This is a genomic window from Arcicella sp. GW821-FHT09D11, assembly GCF_059416265.1.
In genome coordinates, this window is the sequence record NZ_JBWKOV010000006.1 from 128,972 (window position 1) to 151,936 (window position 22,965).

Annotated in this window: 14 protein-coding genes; 3 read left to right on the plus strand and 11 right to left on the minus strand. The window is 35.6% G+C overall.

Going from position 1 to position 22,965, the window contains the following annotated elements; genetic code table 11:
• Positions 1-7: 7 nt before the first annotated feature.
• From AC07N0_RS17625 to AC07N0_RS17635, 3 genes are all read right to left on the minus strand, one after another.
• Complete coding sequence (locus tag AC07N0_RS17625; protein ID WP_494590235.1) at positions 8-3,187, minus strand: efflux RND transporter permease subunit; 3,180 nt, start codon at positions 3,185-3,187, stop codon at positions 8-10.
• A 24-nt stretch (positions 3,188-3,211) separates the two neighbouring features.
• Positions 3,212-4,342, minus strand: a complete 1,131-nt coding sequence (locus tag AC07N0_RS17630) for an efflux RND transporter periplasmic adaptor subunit (protein WP_494590236.1) — start codon at positions 4,340-4,342, stop codon at positions 3,212-3,214.
• A gap of 426 nt (positions 4,343-4,768) precedes the next feature.
• A complete protein-coding gene (locus AC07N0_RS17635; RefSeq protein WP_494590237.1) occupies positions 4,769-5,362 on the minus strand; it encodes a TetR/AcrR family transcriptional regulator in 594 nt (197 codons plus the stop codon).
• 355 nt (positions 5,363-5,717) lie between these two features.
• Between AC07N0_RS17635 and AC07N0_RS17640 the strand changes: the two genes are divergently transcribed.
• On the plus strand, positions 5,718-8,063 hold the full coding sequence (locus AC07N0_RS17640; RefSeq protein ID WP_494590238.1) for a TonB-dependent receptor: 2,346 nt from the start codon (positions 5,718-5,720) through the stop codon (positions 8,061-8,063).
• 268 nt (positions 8,064-8,331) lie between these two features.
• Positions 8,332-9,972, plus strand: coding sequence for an ABC-F family ATP-binding cassette domain-containing protein (locus tag AC07N0_RS17645; protein WP_494590239.1), 1,641 nt, complete (start codon positions 8,332-8,334; stop codon positions 9,970-9,972).
• Positions 9,973-10,029: 57 nt separating this feature from the next.
• Here AC07N0_RS17645 and AC07N0_RS17650 read toward each other — a convergent pair whose 3' ends face one another.
• The 8 genes from AC07N0_RS17650 to AC07N0_RS17685 form a co-directional block, all read right to left on the minus strand.
• Positions 10,030-10,716, minus strand: a complete 687-nt coding sequence (locus tag AC07N0_RS17650) for a TerC family protein (RefSeq protein ID WP_492803743.1) — start codon at positions 10,714-10,716, stop codon at positions 10,030-10,032.
• 146 nt (positions 10,717-10,862) lie between these two features.
• On the minus strand, positions 10,863-12,008 hold the full coding sequence (locus AC07N0_RS17655) for an acyltransferase family protein (protein ID WP_494590240.1): 1,146 nt from the start codon (positions 12,006-12,008) through the stop codon (positions 10,863-10,865).
• A gap of 55 nt (positions 12,009-12,063) precedes the next feature.
• Positions 12,064-14,274, minus strand: a complete 2,211-nt coding sequence (locus tag AC07N0_RS17660) for an alpha-N-acetylglucosaminidase (protein ID WP_494590242.1) — start codon at positions 14,272-14,274, stop codon at positions 12,064-12,066.
• 157 nt (positions 14,275-14,431) lie between these two features.
• On the minus strand, positions 14,432-16,048 hold the full coding sequence (locus AC07N0_RS17665) for a RagB/SusD family nutrient uptake outer membrane protein (protein ID WP_494590243.1): 1,617 nt from the start codon (positions 16,046-16,048) through the stop codon (positions 14,432-14,434).
• Positions 16,049-16,067: 19 nt separating this feature from the next.
• Entirely contained in the window at positions 16,068-19,334 is a 3,267-nt protein-coding gene (locus tag AC07N0_RS17670) for a TonB-dependent receptor (RefSeq protein WP_494590244.1), read from the minus strand.
• Positions 19,335-19,617: 283 nt separating this feature from the next.
• Complete coding sequence (locus tag AC07N0_RS17675; RefSeq protein ID WP_494590245.1) at positions 19,618-20,832, minus strand: FecR family protein; 1,215 nt, start codon at positions 20,830-20,832, stop codon at positions 19,618-19,620.
• A gap of 141 nt (positions 20,833-20,973) precedes the next feature.
• Positions 20,974-21,570, minus strand: coding sequence for an RNA polymerase sigma factor (locus AC07N0_RS17680; protein WP_494590246.1), 597 nt, complete (start codon positions 21,568-21,570; stop codon positions 20,974-20,976).
• A 222-nt stretch (positions 21,571-21,792) separates the two neighbouring features.
• Complete coding sequence (locus tag AC07N0_RS17685; protein WP_494590328.1) at positions 21,793-22,383, minus strand: Crp/Fnr family transcriptional regulator; 591 nt, start codon at positions 22,381-22,383, stop codon at positions 21,793-21,795.
• A gap of 172 nt (positions 22,384-22,555) precedes the next feature.
• On the opposite strand from AC07N0_RS17685, the gene AC07N0_RS17690 reads away from it, so the two are divergent.
• A complete protein-coding gene (locus AC07N0_RS17690; RefSeq protein WP_494590247.1) occupies positions 22,556-22,846 on the plus strand; it encodes a hypothetical protein in 291 nt (96 codons plus the stop codon).
• The last annotated feature ends 119 nt before the right edge of the window (positions 22,847-22,965 follow it).

The following is a 22,965-nucleotide window of genomic DNA, read 5'->3' on the forward strand; positions in this document are numbered from 1 at the left end:
TGTATGCTTAATTATAAGCAGCGACTAAATCTTCATGAATGATAGAGTTAATCTCTGGTTTTTTGCTAGAAATTTTTTCGTGTAAATATTGAAATATTACAAATAACACTGGAATGATAAACAAGCCTAAGACTACGCCAGAGACCATTCCACCTGCTGCACCAATACTGATAGAGTGATTACCTTGTGCCGAAGGTCCTTTGGCATCCATCATCGGAATTAAGCCCACTACAAAAGCTAGGGAGGTCATAATAATAGGTCTTAAACGGAGTTTCGCAGCTTCTATTGATGCAGAAACTAACGTCTTGCCTGCTTTTCTGCGTTGTAAGGCGAACTCTATAATCAGAATAGCATTTTTAGCCAATAGACCAATCAACATAACCAAGGCTACTTGTACATAAATATTATTTTCTATTCCTTTCAAACCAATCGCAACAAATACTCCGAATATCCCTGTAGGAATAGATAGAATAACGGCAAATGGTAAGATGTAGCTTTCGTATTGAGCAGCCAATAAGAAATAGATAAATAATAACGAAAGCATAAAGATGACAGTAGATTGTCCACCTGAAGAAAGTTCTTCTTTGGTCATCCCTGAAAATTCAAAAGAATACCCTGTTGGTAAGTGTTGTTTCGCAACTTCTTCTACTGCCAGAATTGCATCTCCAGAACTATAACCTGGTTTGGCAATGGCATTTACACCAATTGAATTGAAAAGGTTATAACGGGAAGCCGTTTCTGGACCATAAACACGGGTTAGTTTTACTAAAGTATTGATAGGAACCATGTTACCTAATCTATTCTTTACAAAGATGCCGTCCATTGCAGAGAGTTCAGTACGGGCATTCTTTTCTGCCTGAACCATTACTCTGTAGTATTTCCCAAATCTATTAAAGTCGGATGCCTGAGCACTACCAAAATACGCTTGCATTGTTTGAAGAATATCTTTTACACTTACGCCTAATTGTTCAGCTTTTACATCATCCACTTCCATATCGTATTGTGGATAGTCGGCTTTAAAGGCAGTAAAGGCAAAAGCGATTTCTGGTCTTTTCATTAATTCACCAAGGAATTTATTGCCGACCTCACTAAATTTAACTAGACTACCGCCCGTTTTGTCTTGTAGTACTAAATCCAAACCATCAACATTACTAAAACCTGGAACGGTTGGGAAAGTAAAGACAAAGAAATTAGCTCCTTTAATACCACCAAGCTTTTGTCTTACTTCATTCATAATTGCATTAATGTCTGTTACGGCTCCTCTTTCTTTAGCAGGTTTCAACAATACAAAAGCAACACCCGATGAAGGACTTGATGATTGTGTCAAGATATTAAAGCCCGATAGTCCCATCAAAGTTTTTTTAGACTCCATACTGCCTAATACGGTTTCAGCTTGATGAATTACATTCGTAGTTCTTTCTAACGATGCACCAGCAGGCATAGAAAGCGATATAGCGATAAAACCTTGGTCTTCAGAAGGAATAAAGCCTGTCGGTGTTCTTTTTACCATAACGACTGTCGCTATGATAACTACTACCAATCCGCTAATACTTAACCATCTGTGTCTTACTAAAAAGTATAAACTTTTCACATAATTATTAGTAAGCTTATCAAAACCTTTGTTGAAACCGATAAAAAACTTCTCTTTAAAACTAGTTTTTTCATGACCGTTTGTATGGTGTGAATGATTGGCTTTTAAAAATAAGGCTGCTAACGCAGGACTCAATGTCAAGGCATTGATAGCTGAAATTACAATGGCGATAGCCAAGGTAAAAGCAAACTGACGGTAGAAAACCCCTGTTGAGCCACTCATAAAACCAACAGGTAAAAATACGGCCGACATGACTAATGTAATTGAAATAATCGCTCCCGTAATTTCACTCATGGCCGAAGCAGTAGCGACTTTTGGTGAAAGCTGTCGATGTTCCATTTTAGCATGAACTGCTTCAACTACCACAATGGCATCATCCACTACAATACCAATCGCTAATACTAGCGCAAATAAAGTAAGTAAGTTAATAGAGAAACCAAAAAGCGACATAAAGAAGAATGTCCCTAAAATAGCCACTGGCACTGCGATAGCAGGAATAAGCGTTGACCGAAAATCCTGTAAGAAAATAAATACTACAATAAACACCAAGATAAATGCTTCTATCAGCGTAGAGATTACCTGATTGATAGATTGGTCTAAAGAATCTTTGGTATTGTATAAGATAAGATGTTTTACGCCTTTAGGGAAGTCTTTTGATGCCTTCTCCATTAACTTTGCAATGGCAATCTGGATTTCGTTGGCATTTGAACCTGCCAATTGCATGGTGGCAATATTGATACCTTGCTTGCCATTTACCCTTGTAAAGTTTCCATACGTATAGGCTCCAAATTCAATTTTGGCAACATCTTTTAAGCGTAATACCGAACCGTCTGCATTAGAGCGAATTACAATGTTTTCATATTCAGCAGGTTTATTCAGTTTCCCTTTGTATTTAATGACATATTCAAAAGACTCCTTGCTACTTTCCCCAAACTTTCCTGGGGCAGCTTCTAAGTTTTTATCTTGAATAGCTGCCATTACTTCCTTGGGTGTTAGGTTATAGCTAGTCATTTGAGCAGGATTAAGCCACACACGCATTGAATAGTCTTTATTACCTCCAAAAATCAACGATTGGCCAACCCCCGGAATCCTTTTAATTTCAGGAATGATATTAATCTGAGCATAGTTAGCTAGAAATGTCTGGTCATACGTCTTTTCATCTTCAGAATACATATCAACCACCATCATCAAACTATTTTGTTGTTTGGCAGTAGTAATACCCGCTTGCACAACTTCGGCAGGTAACTGACTGGTCGCTTGGGCTACACGGTTTTGTACATTGACGGCAGCTTGGTCAGGATTAGTACCTAATTTAAAGAATACAGTAATGACTAATGAACCATCATTACTGGCAGTTGAACTCATGTAACTCATGTTTTCTACCCCATTGATTGATTCTTCAAGGGAAGGAGCTACCGAACGCAATACTGTTTCGGCATTAGCACCGGGATACATTGCCATTACCTGTACCGCTGGCGGAGCAATATCAGGAAATTGTTGTAATGGTAATTTAGCAAGGCCTAAAACACCTACTATTACCAATAGGATGGATATGACAGTTGCCAAAACTGGTCTGTCTATAAATTTCTTAAACATAATGGATATTGAATAACTTGTGAATTAGTTTTTTGCAACTTCTTTATCAGTATTTTCAGGCGCAATGATGGTGCCTTCTTGCAAATTTTCGAAACCTTTGAATACAATTCTATTCCCGTCTTTTATGCCATCTTTCACTAAATAATTGTTACCACTTTTCCCAGCAATAGTGATGGGCTGTTTGGTTACTTTATTGCTTTTATCAACCGTAAAAACAAATATTTTATCCTGAATTTCGATGGTAGCCTCTTGAGGAATCAATAAGGCATTTTCATGCTGAACGCTCAAATTTACTTTGCCTGTATTACCCGAACGGAGCAATCCTTTTGCATTGGGGAAGGTGGCTCGCAAGGTAATGGCACCTGTATTTTTATCAAATTGCCCATCTACCATATCGATTTTTCCTTTTTCTGAATACACCGAATTGTCAGGCAATATCAAAGAAACTGGCGGGAGATTTTTGATTTTATCACTGATTGAAAAACCCTCATATTGTGATTTGAAAGCAATAAAATCACTTTCACCCAATGAGAAGTACACATGTACTTCATGAACATCCGAAAGTTGTGTCAGCGCTTCAACATCGGCGGATGATACCAAACTACCTTGTTTTTTAGGAAGTCTTCCTATAAAACCACTTACTGGCGCTTTTATTAACGTATAGCCTACATTGATTTCAGCAGTATTAACCATGGCTTTGGCTTGAGCAATATTGGCTAAGGCTGTTTTATAATTAGCTTGAGCCGTTTTCAATTGATATTCAGAAACAACTTTGTTTTGTACCAGTGGAGTTAATTTATCTACTTCTAATTGGGCATTAATTGCAGCCGACTCTGCAGCATGAAGACTAGCAATGGCACTATTTAGTTGGGCACGGAATGGTAAATCATTGATTTTAAAAAGTGATTGACCTTTGCTTACGTATACCCCTTCATCGACAAATACTTTTTCTAAATTTCCACTTATTTGTGGGCGAATCTCAACGTTTACTGCTCCTTGAATAGAAGCGGGATATTCAGAACTAGTGAGTGCTGATGTACTGTTAATATTGATAACAGGTAATGAAGGAGCGGTAACGGTCTGGGCTATAGGTTTCTTTTCTGAACAAGCAGATAATGTATAAATGATTAATACACTTAAGAATATATTCTTCATGACTAATTTGATTTGTTAAAACTTGATTGACTTAATGGAATTAAAAACAATGTTAGAATTGATTGTTCGCAGTGCATTTACCTTGAAATACATTACTGCTGTGTTTAGGATGTTTATTCATAAGGATTATTTAGTTTAAAATTTGAGAATATTTAATATTGATTAACTATTTAACAGTGTTAAGTAATTGTTCAAAAATTTTATCTTTACATGACCTACTAAGATGTTTCGCGATGCTTAACTATGCTGAATAAATAATTTAACACTGTTAAATGATGATATAAAAAAATATTGCTCCTTATTATATAAAATCAATATTGAATATTTTTAGTTCATTAATGAGAATAAATTATTTAACAGTGTTAAATAAAAATACTCTTTTATAGGATAAATACCCTTTATTGAGCTCATATATTCTATAAAAAATTAATTTAAAGATCTTGTGATACCCGTTATTGCATCTTTCAATATCTGAAGATTAATGTCATTTGGCAAGCCATTACCTACGAGATTAATTGAAATTAATCCATGTACTACTGAGTAATAAGTATAATATTTCTGACAAATAATATCCTCGTCTGGATTTTTATCGCCCATTACTTCCAAAATCGTTTCAGTAAACAGGTGATAAGGCGTTTGTACTTCTGGAAAAGCTACCATGTGGCAGGTTGTCATTTCCACGCCAAACATTAGCTGATACATTTCTTTATTTTCAAAAGCAAACTTCCAGTAAGCCAGCCACATAGCCTCTAATTGTTCTGCTGGATTATGTTTACTTTTCTTTGCTTGAATCAAATCTTTATTCAATACTAAATATCCTTTCTTAGTTAATTCTTGAAGGATAGCTTCTTTATTAGCAAAATATTCATAAATAATTGGAGCGGTATATTCTATGGCATCGGCAATTTTACGCAAACTTAACCCTTGCCATCCTTCTTCCTTCACAATCGTGCATGCTGCATCTAATATATTATTTCGGGTCTCTTCCTTCAACCTTAATATCCTGTCCTTACTTGCCATTTTAATAAAATAAACTATTTAACACTGTTAGATAATATTAAACTACGTTTTGTTTAGAGCAATAAATAAAATCAGATTTTATACAGTATGATGTATAAACTTATAAAATCTAAAAAAAGTTTATAAAGATAGCAAAATAACAAAACTTAGGTGAGAACTAAATATTTGTTACCTACAATTCCCACCACAGAAGTCTCAATACTTTTCTAAATTGCTTATCATTACTGCACAGTAAATAATACTTACCTCATCCTTTTATCCAATGAATCGTTAATAATCCAATATGTTATATTTTACAAGAACTCAAAAACATCTCTTTTTACTAATACTCCTTACTTTACTACCATTTTTTGGAATGACGCAAGGTATCATTAAAGGGCAAGTGAAAGATGCCCAAACGGCTACCCCATTAAGTTTTTCAACCATAAGAATTTATAATAATGCTGACCAAAAGTTAGTTGGGGGCAATATTGCTAGTGATGCTGGCGAATTTTCTATTGCCAATCCTTATGGTACATATTATGCTTTGATAGAATTTATTGGGTATAAAGCCTTTAAATCGTCCGTTTTTACGATATCAAAAGACAAGAAAACGATAGATTTAGGCTTGATACAGTTAAGCTCGTCGAGCAGTACCTTAGAAGAAGTAGTAGTACAAGCTGAAAAAAGTACGATGGAATTGGCTTTGGATAAAAAGATATTCAATGTAGGCAAAGATTTATCGAATGCTGGTGGCTCGGCTTCTGATATTCTTAGTAATATTCCTTCTATTTCTGTTGATGCCGAAGGTGGTGTAAAATTGCGTGGAAGCGATAATGTCAGGATTTTGATAGATGGCAAACCGTCGGGTTTAGTTAGTTTTAAAGGTGGAGCAGGTTTACAGCAATTACAAGGGAGTTTGATAGAAAGAGTTGAAATTATTACCAATCCTTCGGCACGTTATGAAGCAGAAGGTATGTCAGGTATTATTAATATCATTTTGAAAAAAGAACAAAAACAAGGTTTTAACGGTTCTTTCGAATTAATCTCAGGGACACCTGCTAACTACGGAGTTTCAGCCAATGTGAATTACCGTCATAGAAAAGTGAATTTCTTTATCAATTATGGTATTTCGTATCGTGATTTAAGAGGAAATGGGAAATTATTTCAAAACGTTTTTTCTAATGATACTACTTTCACCCTCAACCAAACCAATAGCGGAAGTGTAAAGGGTTTGAACAATAATATAAAAGGGGGCTTAGATTTTTTCTTAACTGATAAAGATATTTTTACGGCTTCGTATTTATTCAGAAGGAGTGATGTAAGACGTATTACAGATTTCACTTATGATGATTCAAATAATAGAACAGAAACGTTACATACGCTTACCTATCGTCAACAAGATGAAACAGAGACAGAGCCCAATTCAGAATATTCGATAACCTATAAGAAGAATTTTGACAAAAAAGGGCAAGAATTAATTGCAGACGTTCGCTATTTAGATTATTGGGAACGTTCTGACCAAACATTTAAACAAAATGGCTTTTGGGCAGATGGCAAACCGAATCCAGCGAATACCAAACTACAAAAAGCACTTAATGATGAGGCCGAAAAACAGGTATTGCTACAAGTAGATTATATTCAGCCGATTAGTAAAGAAGGTAAAGTTGAGACTGGATTAAGAACTAGTTTCAGAGACATGACCAATGATTATAGCGTTACGCAACAAGATGCATCTGGCAGTTTTGTGCCACTTGTAGGGTTAACTAATAATTTTGTTTATAACGAAAATATCTCGGCTGTTTATGGTATCATTGGCAATAAAGGCAAACTCTTTTCATATCAAGTAGGACTACGTGCGGAACTCACAAACGTAACGACAACCTTGAAACAAACCAATGAGGTAAATCCACGAAAATATGCTAATCTCTTTCCTAGTACACATTTTACTGTAAATCTCCCAAACGAAAATGCTTTACAAATTTCATATTCAAGAAGAGTTCGACGACCAACGTATAATGATTTAAGTCCTTTCGTTACTTTCTCTGACCAAAGAAATTATTTTAGTGGAAATCCTAATTTGAACCCTGAGTTTACGAACGCCTTTGAATTAGGTCATGTGAAATATTTTGAAAAAGGCTCACTTTCTTCATCAGTTTATTATCGCCAAACTGATGGTAAAATAGAATCCATTCGTTCGGTAAACAGTGCAGGTATTTCTACGACTTTACCTTTGAATTTAGTTGGACAAAACTCTTTTGGGGCTGAGTTTGCTACGACCTATTCTCCTGAAAAATGGTGGAAATTAGATTTGAGTTGGAGTTTCTTCAGGGCTATAACTGATGGTTCAAATGTTTCAGGGAATTATAAGAGCGATACTTACAGTTGGTTTGCTCGACAAACTTCAAAATTTAATTTACCTCATGGGATAGATTTACAAGTTCGTGCCAACTACGAAGCACCGCAACAATTACCGCAGGGTAGGAGGGGATACCTATTTTACACCGACTTGGCTGTGAATAAAGATGTACTAAAAGGTAAAGGAACATTAACATTGAATATTCTTGATGTATTCAATAGTCGACGAATTAGAACAGTTATCGAAGGCATTAATTTTTATTCAAATAGAGATTTTTTGCCTCGACAAAGACAAATCAATTTGACTTTGACTTACCGACTAAACCAAGCTAAATCTGCTTCAAAACCTAAAATGGAAGAATGATTTAATGATTTTTTTACCCGCAGATTTACAGAGATTTTTTCGCTGATTTACGCAGAAAACAACATCTGAGGAAATCAGCGGTTTAAATCTGCAAAATCTGCGGATAAAAATTTTAAAAGAATACATTTACTTAGCTTGTCTTTTCCATTAGAAAATAGTTATGATTCCTCTCTATATCAGACAAACAGAATTTATCACTCCTCATTCAAAACTCAAAACTCCTCACTCAAAAAACTTTCCTTATCTTTGTATTTCATAATAAAATAAAATGATTTCAATAGATAACGTAGCGGTAGAGTTCGGTGGAAGAGCTCTTTTTAGTGATGTCACTTTCAACATCAACGACAAAGATAAAGTAGCCCTGATGGGAAAAAATGGAGCGGGAAAATCTACCCTCCTAAAAATAATAGCTGGTGTTGATAAACCTACCAAAGGAAAAATATCTGCTCCTAATGATGCAGTAATTGCTTATTTACCTCAGCATTTATTGACAGAAGATAAAAACACTGTTTTTGAAGAAACATCAAAAGCTTTCTCTACGGTGTTGAATATGAAAGCAGAGATAGATGAATTAAATACTCAACTAGAAACACGTACTGATTATGAATCAGACGAGTATATGCAGATTATCGAAAAGGTATCTGAATTGAGTGAAAAATATTATTCTATTGAAGAAATCAATTTTGATGCAGAAGTAGAAAAAACCTTACTAGGTCTTGGCTTTTTACGTTCAGATTTCACGAGACAAACTAGCGAATTTAGTGGGGGATGGCGTATGAGAATAGAATTGGCGAAAATCTTATTACAAAATCCAGACTTGATATTACTAGATGAGCCAACCAACCACATGGACATAGAGTCGATTCAGTGGTTAGAGGATTTCTTAATTAATAATGCCAAAGCTGTAATTGTAATTTCTCACGATAGAGCTTTTGTCGATAATATTACTAACCGTACGATTGAGTTGACAATGGGACGTATTTATGACTACAAAGTAAATTATTCTCAATATTTACAACTCCGAAAAGAGCGTCAGGAACAGCAACAAAAGCAATTCAATGACCAGCAAAAAATGATTGCTGAAACCCAAGAGTTTATCGACCGCTTCAAAGGAACGTATTCGAAAACACTACAGGTACAATCAAGGGTAAAAATGTTGGAGAAGATTGAGATTGTAGAAGTAGACGAAATAGACACTTCCGCACTAAATCTTAAGTTTCCACCAGCACCCCGTTCAGGAAATTATCCTGTCATTGTGGATAATGTAAGTAAAAGTTATGGTGACCATGTAGTATTTAAAGATGCTTCAATAACGATTGAAAGAGGAGAGAAAATAGCTTTTGTTGGAAAGAACGGTGAAGGTAAATCAACGATGGTAAAAGCCATTATGGGCGAAATACCTTTTGAAGGCGAATTGAAATTGGGGCACAATTCAATGATTGGCTATTTCGCACAAAATCAAGCCTCATTATTGGATGAAGATTTAACCGTTTTTCAGACCATTGATAATATTGCGGTAGGTGAAGTACGTACCAAAATCAAAGATATTCTCGGAGCCTTTATGTTTGGGGGCGATAGTGTCAACAAAAAAGTAAGAGTATTATCTGGGGGAGAAAAAACACGTTTGGCAATGGTGAAATTATTGTTAGAACCTGTAAACCTCTTGATTCTGGATGAACCTACTAACCACTTGGATTTAAAAACGAAAGATATTCTAAAAGATGCTTTAAAGAGTTTTGAAGGTACAATCATCCTGATTTCTCACGATAGGGATTTCTTAGATGGACTTGCCACCAAAGTGTTTGAATTTGGAAACAAACGAGTAAAAGAACATTTTGAAGATATTACGGGCTTTCTTAGAAATAAAAAATTAGAGAACCTTAGAGAAATTGAGCGTAAAGAGAAGTAAGATAATAGATATACAAAAAGGGCTTGATTTTTAAAATCAAGCCCTTTTTGTATATTATTACTTTGCATTTTTTCTAATCTGTATCACATTTACCAAGAATGAAAACGCCATGGAGAAATAGATATATTGTTTAGGAATATGGAAGTTTAAACCTTCTGCTATCAACGTAACGCCAATCATCATCAAGAAGCAAAGGGCTAATATTTTTAAAGATGGATGTTTACTAATAAAGGCGCTAATCGTCCCAGCGACCATCATCATAATTGAAATAGAAACTATTACGGCTGCATACATCACCCATAGTTCATCAACCAAACCTACGGCCGTGATGATACTGTCGATAGAAAATACTAAATCTAGGATAATAATTTGCCCAATAATTTTTGAAAAAGACGTATAAACAAAGGGTTTGTCTTCGTGTTCATCTTCGGTTTTTTCAAAGATTTCTTTGTTACTCTTGTACAATAGAAATAAGCCCCCGACTATCAAAATTAAATCTTTTCCAGAAATATCAATCCCAGAAATTACAAAAAGCGTTTTGTCGAGCTTCATAATCCAGCTAATCCCTGCAAGCAATATTAAACGGGTAATTAATGCCAAGCTTAAACCAACCAAACGCGCTTTTTTACGTTTATCAACGGGGAGTTTATCGGATAGGATAGAAATAAAGATGATATTATCGATACCTAATACAATTTCAAGAACGATAAGTGTAATGAGAGAGATAAGAATTTCTGTTGTCATTTTTGATAGATACTTAATTGAGTTGTTTCATTGTAACAGCCAATATATCAAAAATATTGTAGAGATAATCACTTTAATTATGGAAAAAAATCTAAGTGTAGAACTATTTTATTAGTCTATTTTTCTTAATTCTTGTGTAATAAAATCTATATCTTCAAAAAAACTTTCTTCTTGAAGAGAATATATAATAGTATAATCTGAGTAAATGTAATAGCACAAGCTGTAAAGACAGGTTGCCAAATATCAGGCGTGTAAGATATGAGTCCGCCGAATAAAAAATTAGCAGTATAACCAAAATTGATAATACCTTCGGATGCCATATAAATCAAAATGGAATTAGAGCCAATCCAAACGAAAGGTAACGCCCATTTTTGCCATTTCCAGAGGTCAATTATCAAATAAAACAACGTAAAAAGTAAGATAGAACATCCCCCAACGAAACATACAAATGAACTTGACCAAAGGCGTTTGTTAATAGGAAAAGAATAATCCCATAATAGGCCTATGCCTATTAATATAAGTGCACCTGTCACCATCACTAATACCTTTTGATAAGCTGAAAAAGTATTTTTTGCTTTTAAAAATGTTGCTGTGAATACTCCTAACATTGCCGTTCCGATGGCAGGAATGGTTGACAAAATTCCCTCTGGGTCATGTACTTTGCTATGTAATCGTCCTGGTAATAAAATTCTATCAATATACGATTCCAACGAACCTTCTTTGGTGAGTACACCTGCACCAAAACCTGGTACGGGCACAAACTTCATGATTAGCCAATAACTTACCAGAATAAATACAAACCAATAAATTTGTTTCAATGTATTGTTATTCAAGTAGATAATTCCTGCAAAAAACCAAGCCAAGCCGATTCTGCCTAATACGCTGGCAATGCGTGTCTGTTCATAACCATTCCACTTAAAAAGTCCGTTTACTACTATGCCTAAAAATATCAATATTATCGTTCGTTTTATCATCGCAACGTATAGTGACCTTTTTACTACATTGGGTAATTCATAGGCAGACTCAACAGAAGTTTCACTTACTTTCTTCTGCATCGAAAAGGGCATAGATGCCCCAGCAATGAAAAGAAAAAGCGGGAAAATCATATCATAAAAAGTAATCCCATTCCAAGCAGTATGATGTAACTGTTCAGACATCCATTCAAACAGTGGAATATGTGTTGTTTCTGCTAAAGCGTGAATAATGTGTTCGCCACTCATTATCCAAAACATATCGAAACCCCTGAGTGCATCTAGGGAAACGAGTCTAATACTTTTTGGATTGTTATTCATAGTTTTGGTAGTTTGTTGTTGAATGCTTTGGTAAGTAGTAGAATGTATGACTACCTCAAGGATAAGCTACTGCTAAGGCATCACGGTATTTTTTATACATTTTCAACGCCAATGAATGACTATTTCCTTTTGGTACAACAGGATAATCTTTATGTGCTTTTACCCAATTCCATTCCCATTCGCGAATAGTATTTCCAAAATTTGTTAAATCAGGCTCTTTATTTGTAGCTAAAGCTTGATTTAGTTCAACAAAAAACATTTCCCATCTTGGTTTATAAAAATCATTCAGTAACCCACTCCATTGACGATTAGCGTATTCATGCAAAGGACTGTTAGCATCGCCCCAGAGTGTGATAATGTCCCTAGCATTTTGTTCATACAAGGCTTTTTCTTCACTAGTATTTCCCCAACTTCTAGCCGAGCTAATCCACGGGCCGAGCATAAAATCTTTTCTGGTAGCCAATAGCTCATCCATATCTGCAATCAAATCAATAAATGCCTGAGCATCCTTTTTGAACTGAGCTTCATCTTTTGCTTTGTAAGAATTCTTCCATTTTTTCTGCAAAACTAGCGCATAGTTTGCCAACACTTGTCGTGTAATATCTACAAGGTCATACTGAAATCCGTCCGAATCAACTCCATGCTGAGAAGCTTGCACAAATAAATCCCAAGCTTTCAAAAAGTCTTTCGGAGGATAATTGAGCTTTGTTTTTGTCCAAACAGTAGTTGAATCAAACGTAGGGCGACCTGTAACAATTGACTCTGCGCCATCCCTGATATCCTTTCCATTATAGGCCGTTTGTCTTAATACCTGCCAAGCATCCACCAAGGTTTTATCATCCGTTTTATAACGATTCTTAGCATATTTTACCAACCAATCGTTTAGCTCAACGGGTGTATCTTGCCAAGTATGTTGCATCATCAATTCATAAATCACAGGATTTTGTTCTATTGCCTCCATCGTTAGCCCTATTCCTTGTAAGTTTTTCGAATTAGGGTCTTTCAAAGCCACCGCAGGGCCACTTGCTACACCATCCATGCGTCCAAAAAGATTGACGTTTCCGCCAAAATTGTTGAGCATATTCCAAATCCAAGGCTTACCATGAAAAGCATTTGTTCTTTTCCAAACAGGTTCTATTTCGGTAGCCAAGTCTAACAAAAGCATCTTGTCGTCTGGCACAGCATTTAGTAAAGCTTCTATCTGTGGAGCTTTCCAAAATTTTCTATCACTATAAAACAACCATCCCTGCATTACCCAAATAGCTTCAGGGTCAGCTTGCTTCATGCCATCATAGATTTTAGCTGTGAGCTTTGATAAAAAAGCTGGTTCGTCAGTCGGAGGTTCGTTTTCATTAAAAGTATCAGCCGAATACAAATGATTTGTACCAAATAGCTGTGTTTGTTTTTTGATAAACTTTTTGCCAAGTTCTGCAAAAAGAGGGTCTTCTGCATCAAGAATATAAGTGTCTCCAAAACCATTTGTCCAGTTGGTTGCTTTCAGTTTCGCTTGTGGATATTTTTTTTTGAAAGCCGAAGGTACGTGTCCAGTAAAAGCAGGCAAAACTGGTTTCATGCCCAAGGCACGTTCTCTTGCTAAGATTTTTACTTGTAAATCTTTATGAGATTTCATCCAACTTAGCGGTAATGGCCCACCCCACCCATCAAGATTCCCCATCCAAAACCAAGAGAAATAAGCAGGACCACTGAAGAAATCTTTTAGGTCTGTATCTGAAAATCCCATTTCATTATATACTTCTCGCCAAGTATATTCTTCGCCCGTAATGGCTAAAGGCATATTGATACCATGCATGGCCATCCAGTCTATTTCCTTTTGCCATCTTTCCCAATTCCACCAAGACATACTATAGTTGAAAGTACAATAGTTGAGGTAATAGCGGTATTGATACGGTGTTTTTTTAGAGATTTTAGCGGAAAGCTTGGGTAAAGTTGTTGGTAAATCCAGATTTGTACCATTCCACGTAATCTGGCAATGACAATATTCTGTTAAGTAATAATAGAGAGCAGAAGCTACAGCTACGCCATTGTTTCCACTCAAAATGATTTTTTGGTTCTTGCTTTCTATTTCAAAAAGGTCTTTTGGGGCAGTACTTGGTAATGACTTTACTTCAAAATTATGGGCTTGTTTAGGAATAACCCTGCTAATAAGTGCTAAAGCTTCTTGTTTATTAAGCTGAGCAGTGGCATAATGGCCACTTAAAATCACCATAATGACCAATAAGTAAATTTGGTGTGTTAGTCTAGTCATGAGTAAGTATCTGTTTGTAAGTTATACGCTAAGCTCTGGCGGGAGTTAGCGCATAACTAGGAATAAAATTGGGTAATAATATCATTTCACAATCGAACTATTGATAATATACGTTTGTGAATATTATAAAGAAAAAACGTCAAAACAATTTACTTGATTAATAACCTGGATTTTGTTTCAATGCAGGATTTAGTTGTAACGCCACTCGTGGAATAGGGAAAATTCTATGGTTAACGTTAGCATCTGTTTTGAAACCCCATTTGCCTTCGAATTTCTCAAAACGAATCATATCATTTCTACGCCATCCTTCCCATGCAAACTCACGGGTTCTCTCAGCATATAGTCCTTCAAGCGTGATGGTTGATAATGCAGAAGAAGTAGTTCGTTCATTTCTTACCTGATTTACCAATGACAGAGCTGTATGACCTAAGGTAGCCGTTCCACCTCTCAAAATTGCTTCGGCTTTCATTAAAATAATATCCGAATAACGGAATACGGGAATATCATTATTCTGATTTCTATTCAATGAAGTAGCATCAGGGTAAAACTTGATATTACGATACCCCATGTTCCAAGCTATTTCATCATTTCCAACATCAAAAGAGGCTGCATCCTGACGTAACACAATATTAGGAGTTAGGTTTACATGAAATGTTACTGCTGCCGAAGGATTACTGCCTTTATAAAATTGGTCGTAACCAATATTGGTAGTTGATACTGTAATAGGTGTTACTCCATCATTCATATATTGCAAACCTGTAAGCCATTGCCCATTTCTAACGTCATTAGCATCATTGAAGTAGGCATAATATTCTGGTAATGTACTTGCAGCACCAGCTGGTGTAAATGGCAAGCTAAATTTCTTAGTTTCGCTTCTTGGCACATCAAAACGAGCATGAATATTTACCGATCTAAAAGGAAAGCTATTGGCTGCGGCAGGGTCGTATGGTATCGCAAAAATGAATTCTTTCATTGATGGACCATTTGTTGGATAAAACATTTTTAGATAGCTACTTCTAGGCTCAATAGCATACAAACCTGAACTAATTACTTTATCACAAGCAGCAATACAATCGTCGTATCTTTTTGTACCAGTATAATATTCTGCATTAAGATACATCTTTGCTAACAAAGCATGAGCTGTCCATTTATTAGCTCTTCCATAAGTAGCTGTACCCGACACTTCACTTAAATAAGGCAAAGCTGCTTTAATTTCTTTTTCAATAAAATTAAATACTTCTACTCTTGGAGAGTTTGTTCGTGGCGTAAAGTCACCATAAACTGTATCAATAGGCACATTTCCATAACTATCCATCATCAGATAATAGGCAAATGCCCTAACCATTTTCATTTCAGCTAGATTCGTTTGCTTTGTTGAGTTTTCAGATGGTGCCGCAGATAAAATTGATAACGACTGGTTTGCTACCCCAATAATTGTTGACAACCAAGTCCAGTTTCCATTAAGGTAGCTATTATCTTGTGTCCAAGTATGATAATGCATCGTTTGGTTTTGCCCTCCATCATACCAGTTTCCGCCTCTGGCAGGCATTATGCCTTCGTCTGTGCTGAATGATTGTTGGAAGAAATGTTCTACACCATAGTTCCCTCTCAAGGCTACATAAGCTGGCCCTGAAGCAGAGATAATTTGTTCTGGAGTAGTTGGAAAAACATCTGGCGTAAGTTCAGTAGTTACAGGAACGTACAAGTCATGGCAGGAAACCATCATACTCGTTAGTAACACTGAAAGGAATATATTTATATATGATTTTTTCATGATTTCGAAATGTTAAAAATTAGAATGATACATTAACACCTAATAAGAATGTACGAGTTTTTGGATAGAAGTTATTGTAATCCACCCCTGGAGCAATACCCCCTTGGTTCACCTCTGGGTCAACTCCTGTATATTTCGTAATGACAAATAGGTTGTTACCCGATGTATATATTCTGAGATTTTTGATAGCACCAACCTTTTTGAACGTATAGCCTAAAGTAGCATTGTCCAATCTGATAAAGCTTCCATCTTCAATGAAACGAGATGAATAAAAATATGCATTGATGTCTGAAGCAGACTCATTAGCAGCATCAGCAAGGATATTGGCATATTGGGCTGTATTAGGTCTGAATAAATCTGCACGAGTGGCATTGAAGATTTTATTGCCGAATACTCCTCTGAAAAACACATTCAAATCAAAGTTTTTATACTTGAATGTGTTGCTCCAACCCAATAATAATTTTGGCTGTGAACTTCCTAAATAATGATAGTCTTTTCCTTCTGTTGGTGTTGTGGTAAGTGAGCCATCAGTAGATACAAATTGTGAAATACCATTGGCATTTTTTCCAGCATATTCTAGTGCAAAGAATTGTCCTAGTGGCTTACCAGCTTTCAAGATTTGTAATGAACGACCCGACTGTCCACCACCTTCAGGGCGAGACAAAAGAATTGAGTCTCCACCAGCGAACAATGGATTAGACAAACTTGTGATTACGTTGCTATTGTGTGCTAAGTTGATGCTGGTCGACCAGTTAAAATTACCTTTAGTAATCAATTTCGCATTTACACTTAACTCAATCCCTTTGTTGTTGATACTTCCTCCGTTGGCAACAATACTTCCTGTAGGTACCAAAATTGGGTCGACGGTATAAGAGTAAATCATGCCCGTCGTGTTTTTATCATACAATTCTAATGACCCACTTATTTTATTATTAGCAGTAGTGAAGTCTAAACCTATGTTAGTTGTCGCTGTTTTTTCCCATTGTAAGTTCGGATTTGCCGCTTTTGTTGGTCCATAAGCACCTGTCAAAGCACCATTATAATAATATGTTCCTAAGCTTCCTGATATAAACTGAGCGGTATAAGCATTAAAACCAGATGCATTACCTGTTACGCCATAACTAGCTCTCAATTTTAAATCACTCAATAGCGTTTGGTTTTCCATGAAGTTTTCTTGACTGATTCTCCAAGCACCACCAACAGAAGGAAAATATCCCCACTGATTATTTACCCCAAATACCGAACTTCCGTCTCTTCTGATTGACCCCTGTAATAAGTATTTGCTTTTGTAGTTATAGTTAAATCTTGCAAAGTCTGAAATTAACTGTGTTTCTTGGTAAATACCATCTGGTCCAAAGCTGATTTGATAGCCTGAAACGCCATAAGGATTACTTAATGCTAAGTTATTATAGCTGATATTATCTACAGGTAAATTACTAGTAGTTACTTGAAAGCCTTCGCCAATTTTATTATTTTGCCAAGAATAACCAATTACTGCATTGATTGAATGGTCACCAAATTCCTTATTCCAAGTCAGATAAGTTTCTAAAATCTTGTTGGTACTTTGGTATGAGCTTCTGCTCGCCTGTCCATTTTTACCAAAAGATTGCTGTGAGTGAAAGCCTAACCCCGGATCAGGGTTATCGTACATATTGTTGTAGTTAGTCGTAAAGTATTTGTTATAATATGAGCCTTGTAAAGAGTTTGAATTCATGTAAGAAAGATCCAGATTATAAGTTAATCCGAAAGGCAATTCTAATTGTGTTTTAAAACTTCCGATTAGGTTACTGTATTTGGTATTCATCTGGCTATTATTAATCATCGCTACTGGATTATAATAGTTGGTATTGGTCGGGTTTTCGAAATACGTTCCATCAGCGTTTTTAATAGGAGATACTGGCAAATAAGAAGTCGATTGTAACAAAACGGTATTGCGATAGGGAATATCATCCGCATCACTCGTTGAATTAGTGATTGAAAAGCTAAACTTCAATTTATCTTTCAGGGCAAGTTGTTCGATAGATAAGCGTGCAATTACTCTTTCTAGGGAGCTATTCAATAAAATCCCTTCTTTTTTTACATAATTCAAACTAGCACTATAAGTAGTATGTTCTGTTCCTCCGTTAAAAGACAGGTTATGATTGGTAGAAGTTGCCGAACTTCTTTGGATAGCAGATTGCCAGTCGGTATTAGCATTTTGGTCATCTCTTGGTGCGAACCCAACATTGATTTTTTGTAAGAAAGCCCTTAATTGGTCGGCAGTCATCATATCTAACTTATTAGATACTTTTTCCATACCAATAAATGCACTGTATGATACCTGCATTTGACCCGCCTTTCCTTTTTTGGTAGTCACCATAATTACGCCATTAGCAGCACGGTTTCCGTAAATAGCTGTTGCCGCAGCATCTTTTAAGACATCGATAGAAGCAATATCATCTGGAGCAATCGTTGAAATATCAGCCCCTGGAACACCATCAATTACATAAAATGGATTTTGAGCACTATTAATCGTCGAAGCACCACGCATAATTACTGCGGCAGGTTTGTTAGGGTCACCACTGGCTGTGATATTTAAGCCAGGTACCTTTCCTTGTAACAATTGACCTACGTCAGTAATCGCTCCTTTGTTGAGTTCTTCTGTTTTAACGGTACTTACCGCACTTGATAGGTTTTTACGTGACTGTTTACCATAACCTACTACTGCAATTTCTGTCAGAGAAGTAGATGTTTCTTGTAAACTCACCGAAATAAATGTCTGGTTACCTACAAGTACCTCTTTAGATTTATAACCAATATAGGAGAATACGAGGGTTTCATTAGGATTAGCATTCAGTGTAAACTCTCCGTTGGCATCAGTAGTTGTTCCTCTGCTAGTTCCTTTAATGGCAATATTTACACCTACAAGTGGCTTTGAATCAGTGGTTGAAATGACTTTTCCTTTTGTAGTTTGTACCAATAACTCTGCTGGAGCTACTAATTTGGGAATTACTTTTTTTGGCTTTATAACAATTGTTTTATCAACAATTAGATAATCGAGGGGTTGATTGGCAAAACAATTCTCAAGGACTTCTTCAAGCTTCGCATTTTTAAGGTTGATAGATACCTTATCCGCATTTAACAACAAATCTGTTTTATACCAAAAAGTATAATCGCTTTGTTTTTCAATCTCTTTGAATACTTTATTGATAGCGGTATTTTTAAGGTTTAAATTAAACCTTTGCGAAAACCCTACAGCGCTTACCTGTAAATATATCGTCAATGATAAAATAAAGGTTAGTTTCATGACCCTGAAAAATTTAGTGGAAAATTGTTGTCCACGACAGGACGCCGAATTGCACGGCAAACCCAGCCTAATTTGGAAAATAGGATTGCGATTCATACTTTTGTTTTGGGGTTAAATGAGATACTTGGAAAAATTATTTTAATCAAACTCCGATTTAGAGCGAAAACGTTGCCGCGTTTTCGCTTTTTCGTTATTTAATGCCTGCTTGTGGATTGAGTGCCACTTTCACTGAAATGTGTTTAACAATTTTTTATTTATACTCAGTATTTTTAAGCTTCCCAAACTATGGTGTTATCACTATTTTTTTGCCCTCTATCTTAAATTGGACTTCGCTCATAGATAATATTTTCAATACGTTCGACAAATTAGTATTTCGTTGAAGTTTACCAGTAAAATGTTCATCAGGTATTTTACCAATATATTGAATGTCAACATCGTACCAACGTTCTATCTGACGCATAATCACCTCTAAACTAGCATTGTTGAATTGGAAATATCCATTTTTCCAAGCAAGTTCTTCTTCCAGACTAACATCATTTATCGTTCTGAAAATATTATTATTAAAGCCCACTTTGGCTTGTTGACCAGGCTCTAGTATCGTCGAATGCTCGTTTTTACTAACTTTTACTGAACCTTCTAATAAGGTAGTCTTGATGGCTTTTTCGTTAGGGTAAGCCATTATATTAAAGTGCGTTCCTAATACTTCAACTTCTTGTCCATTACTGATGACTTTAAAGGGCTTTTTCGCATTTTTCGCTACTTCAAAATATACCTCGCCAGTCATCTCTACTTTCCGCTCATTCCCCGCAAAAACGAGAGGGAACCTCAGACTAGATGCCGCATTCAGCCATACCTTAGTGCCATCTGATAACACCACCTGATACTGCCCACCTTTTGGCGTGGTGACGGTATTATACATTGGTTGGGCGATAGCGTTTTTGGCAGATTGATATACTAACTGTCCTTTTTCTGGCTTAAGGATATTGGTTTCTCCTTGTTTCCCTAGGCTTCCGTTTTTCGAATCATCCAATGCTACTTTAGTACCATCATCAAAGGTTAGAATCGCTTTGTCGCTACCGGGCAACACATCATTTTTTTCAAACTCCTTTACTTGAACGATTCTATTTTCAGTTCTTTTATCAACCGTGTTGTATTGAAACCATGCAAATAAACCAACTGAAATAATAACGGCAATAGAGGCTGCTATGCTGTAATTGTTACGCCAAAAACTAAAGTTTGGCTTATCTTCTTCCTCTGGATATTCATCGTCTTCATCAACCACTTTATTTTGTGCAAATATCCTAGACATTATCCTGTCAGACATTTCTGTTGGCATCTCCAGATTTGATTCATGGTTTTGCCATGAGCTATGCAAAATTTCTTCAAGTTCAGTTTCAGAAGCCGCATTTGCCCATTTCATTAGCTCATGCTTTTCTGCTTCAGTACAAGTATTACTGAAATATTTTTCAACTAAAAAACTGATTCTCTCTGAAGGCATATCACATCAATGGGATTTTGTCCCTTTTAGATTATAATATTGATAAGTCAACCATCAATAAAACTGCTGTTTTTGATGTTAACTAAATAGAAGACAATTCTGAGAAAGGATAGGACTAGTTGATGTTAAATAATTTTTAAATTATTTTTTTATGGCAATCCAAAACATATAGAAAAGATAGAAAGCTGCTTGATATTTAAGCTTATGTTTTATCGTGTTGAGGGCTTGAATAATGTGGTTTTTTACCGTAGAGGGAGACAGATTGAGCATATCTGCAATTTCATCGTGTTTTAAATGTTGCTCACGACTCAATTTAAAGATAATTTTTTGTTGGGGAGGGAGATTTTCAATAATTTGCTTCAACAGTTTTTGTGTTTCATCAAATTGAATAATATTATCAGTTGAATACACCTCAATGTTTTGGGTATCTAAATACTCAGCATACAAAAGAGTCTGCCTTGCCATACTTTTAAAGGCATTCAAGGCTTGATTTTTTGCCATTCTAAATAAATAAGCATCAAACTGAACTATATTGATTAGCTCATTTTTATCTTTCCAAAGCTTCAAAAAAAGCTCTTGGATTATATCTTCTGTTATCTCGTTAGAGTCCGTCAGTCGATACAAATAGCCATATAACTTATTTTTATAAGCATGAAAAAGCATCGTAAAAGCTTGTTCATTTCCAGATGACGCAAGCGTTAACAGTTCCTTTTCATCATATAAAAGCTTTGGGGTCATTCAGTCAAAATAATTGCGTTTTCAATAAAAAAAGACACTTAATTTTTAAATATACTTGATTTTTTTAACAAAATATGCTGATTTATTAACTCGCTTTTTAAATAATTGTTTTTTGTGGGAATAATAAGGCTTAGAAAGTTTTGATAAAATAGTCCTTTTTTGAGACTATTTTACGCTAAAATTATGGGTAAAAACATTCTCTTAATAGAAGCTTTTACACACTTATTCAAACCAAATTTTTCGTCCTTTTATCTTTAATTTTTTTTGCTCTTGCATTAGTTTAATCGTTCTGATTACGGTTTCTACCCTTAATCCTGTTAAATCGGCAAGATTTTGTCGAGTAAGATTGACTTCAAAAATTCCTTTTACTCCTTCTTTTTTCTTTAAGTAACTAAGCATCGAAACGATGCGGTGCTCAGCATCCTGCGTACTCATATCTTTCATAATCATCGCTTTGTATTGTAGCCTATTCGAAAGGATATGGGTGAGCTTTAAATGAATATCAAAATTATCTCTTAATAAAGCTATCATTGCCTGATAGGATAGTTTATATACTTCGGTAGTCGTAGAAGCGATGGCCGTAGCAGGGTAGGGAAAACGTCCTAATAAGGGAGGTTCGCCTAAACCTTGACCATCCGAGAAAATACCTTGAATGAACTCCTTTCCATCTTCCGACCAGTTCAATACTTTAATCTCGCCACTGATAATTTGATAATAGAAATGTGCGTCAGCTCCTTCTTCAAAAAGCACTTCCGTTTTCACTAATATTTTACGTATGGCACCAAATTTTTCTAAAATAGCTGGAGGAATCATCACATACAAAATTTTTAAAACAAAGATAATGATGGAACATAAAATTACTCATTGTTTGTAAAACGATATTGACCTTCCATCCTCAGCATTATTTTTTACAATATGATTTAGGTCATAAACTGGAGTGACAGGCTACTTGCAAATTTGTATCATAATCAAACACAAAATAATTATGAATGCTCTAACAAATCAATATGCTATTTTTTTCGAACAACAAGAAAATAATCGTGCTCTTTGGAATGGATTTTCTTTGATGATTCAAGCAAATATTCTGACTCCCCTTACTTTAGTAAGCATGAATGCCTATAACGGTGGCGACTGGCAATTAGCAGCTTGTGTACTTTGTTTTTTTAGTGTACTTATCCCTATACTTTCGGCTCAACCAGTCAAAATTGGCGTAACCATTTTCTGGATTAGTGCGATAGTACATAGTTTTATTATTGGCTTCAACATATTGAGCTAGCATATAAAACCCAAATTTATTAAGACAAGATTGTTAAGAATAACCTATTACTATTAGTGTGTGGCTTAAGTCACACACTAATAGTAATTCAAATATCGTCACCACTAGTAATAGCAATA

Excerpts from the sequence above, each read along its gene's own strand:
- AC07N0_RS17625 (WP_494590235.1), bottom strand. The coding sequence starts at position 3,187 with ATGTTTAAGAAATTTATAGACAGACCAGTTTTGGCAACTGTCATATCC.
- AC07N0_RS17630 (WP_494590236.1), bottom strand. The coding sequence starts at position 4,342 with ATGAAGAATATATTCTTAAGTGTATTAATCATTTATACATTATCTGCT.
- AC07N0_RS17635 (WP_494590237.1), bottom strand. The coding sequence starts at position 5,362 with ATGGCAAGTAAGGACAGGATATTAAGGTTGAAGGAAGAGACCCGAAAT.
- AC07N0_RS17640 (WP_494590238.1), top strand. The coding sequence starts at position 5,718 with ATGACGCAAGGTATCATTAAAGGGCAAGTGAAAGATGCCCAAACGGCT.
- AC07N0_RS17645 (WP_494590239.1), top strand. The coding sequence starts at position 8,332 with ATGATTTCAATAGATAACGTAGCGGTAGAGTTCGGTGGAAGAGCTCTT.
- AC07N0_RS17650 (WP_492803743.1), bottom strand. The coding sequence starts at position 10,716 with ATGACAACAGAAATTCTTATCTCTCTCATTACACTTATCGTTCTTGAA.
- AC07N0_RS17655 (WP_494590240.1), bottom strand. The coding sequence starts at position 12,008 with ATGAATAACAATCCAAAAAGTATTAGACTCGTTTCCCTAGATGCACTC.
- AC07N0_RS17660 (WP_494590242.1), bottom strand. The coding sequence starts at position 14,274 with ATGACTAGACTAACACACCAAATTTACTTATTGGTCATTATGGTGATT.
- AC07N0_RS17665 (WP_494590243.1), bottom strand. The coding sequence starts at position 16,048 with ATGAAAAAATCATATATAAATATATTCCTTTCAGTGTTACTAACGAGT.
- AC07N0_RS17670 (WP_494590244.1), bottom strand. The coding sequence starts at position 19,334 with ATGAAACTAACCTTTATTTTATCATTGACGATATATTTACAGGTAAGC.
- AC07N0_RS17675 (WP_494590245.1), bottom strand. The coding sequence starts at position 20,832 with ATGCCTTCAGAGAGAATCAGTTTTTTAGTTGAAAAATATTTCAGTAAT.
- AC07N0_RS17680 (WP_494590246.1), bottom strand. The coding sequence starts at position 21,570 with ATGACCCCAAAGCTTTTATATGATGAAAAGGAACTGTTAACGCTTGCG.
- AC07N0_RS17685 (WP_494590328.1), bottom strand. The coding sequence starts at position 22,383 with ATGATTCCTCCAGCTATTTTAGAAAAATTTGGTGCCATACGTAAAATA.
- AC07N0_RS17690 (WP_494590247.1), top strand. The coding sequence starts at position 22,556 with ATGAATGCTCTAACAAATCAATATGCTATTTTTTTCGAACAACAAGAA.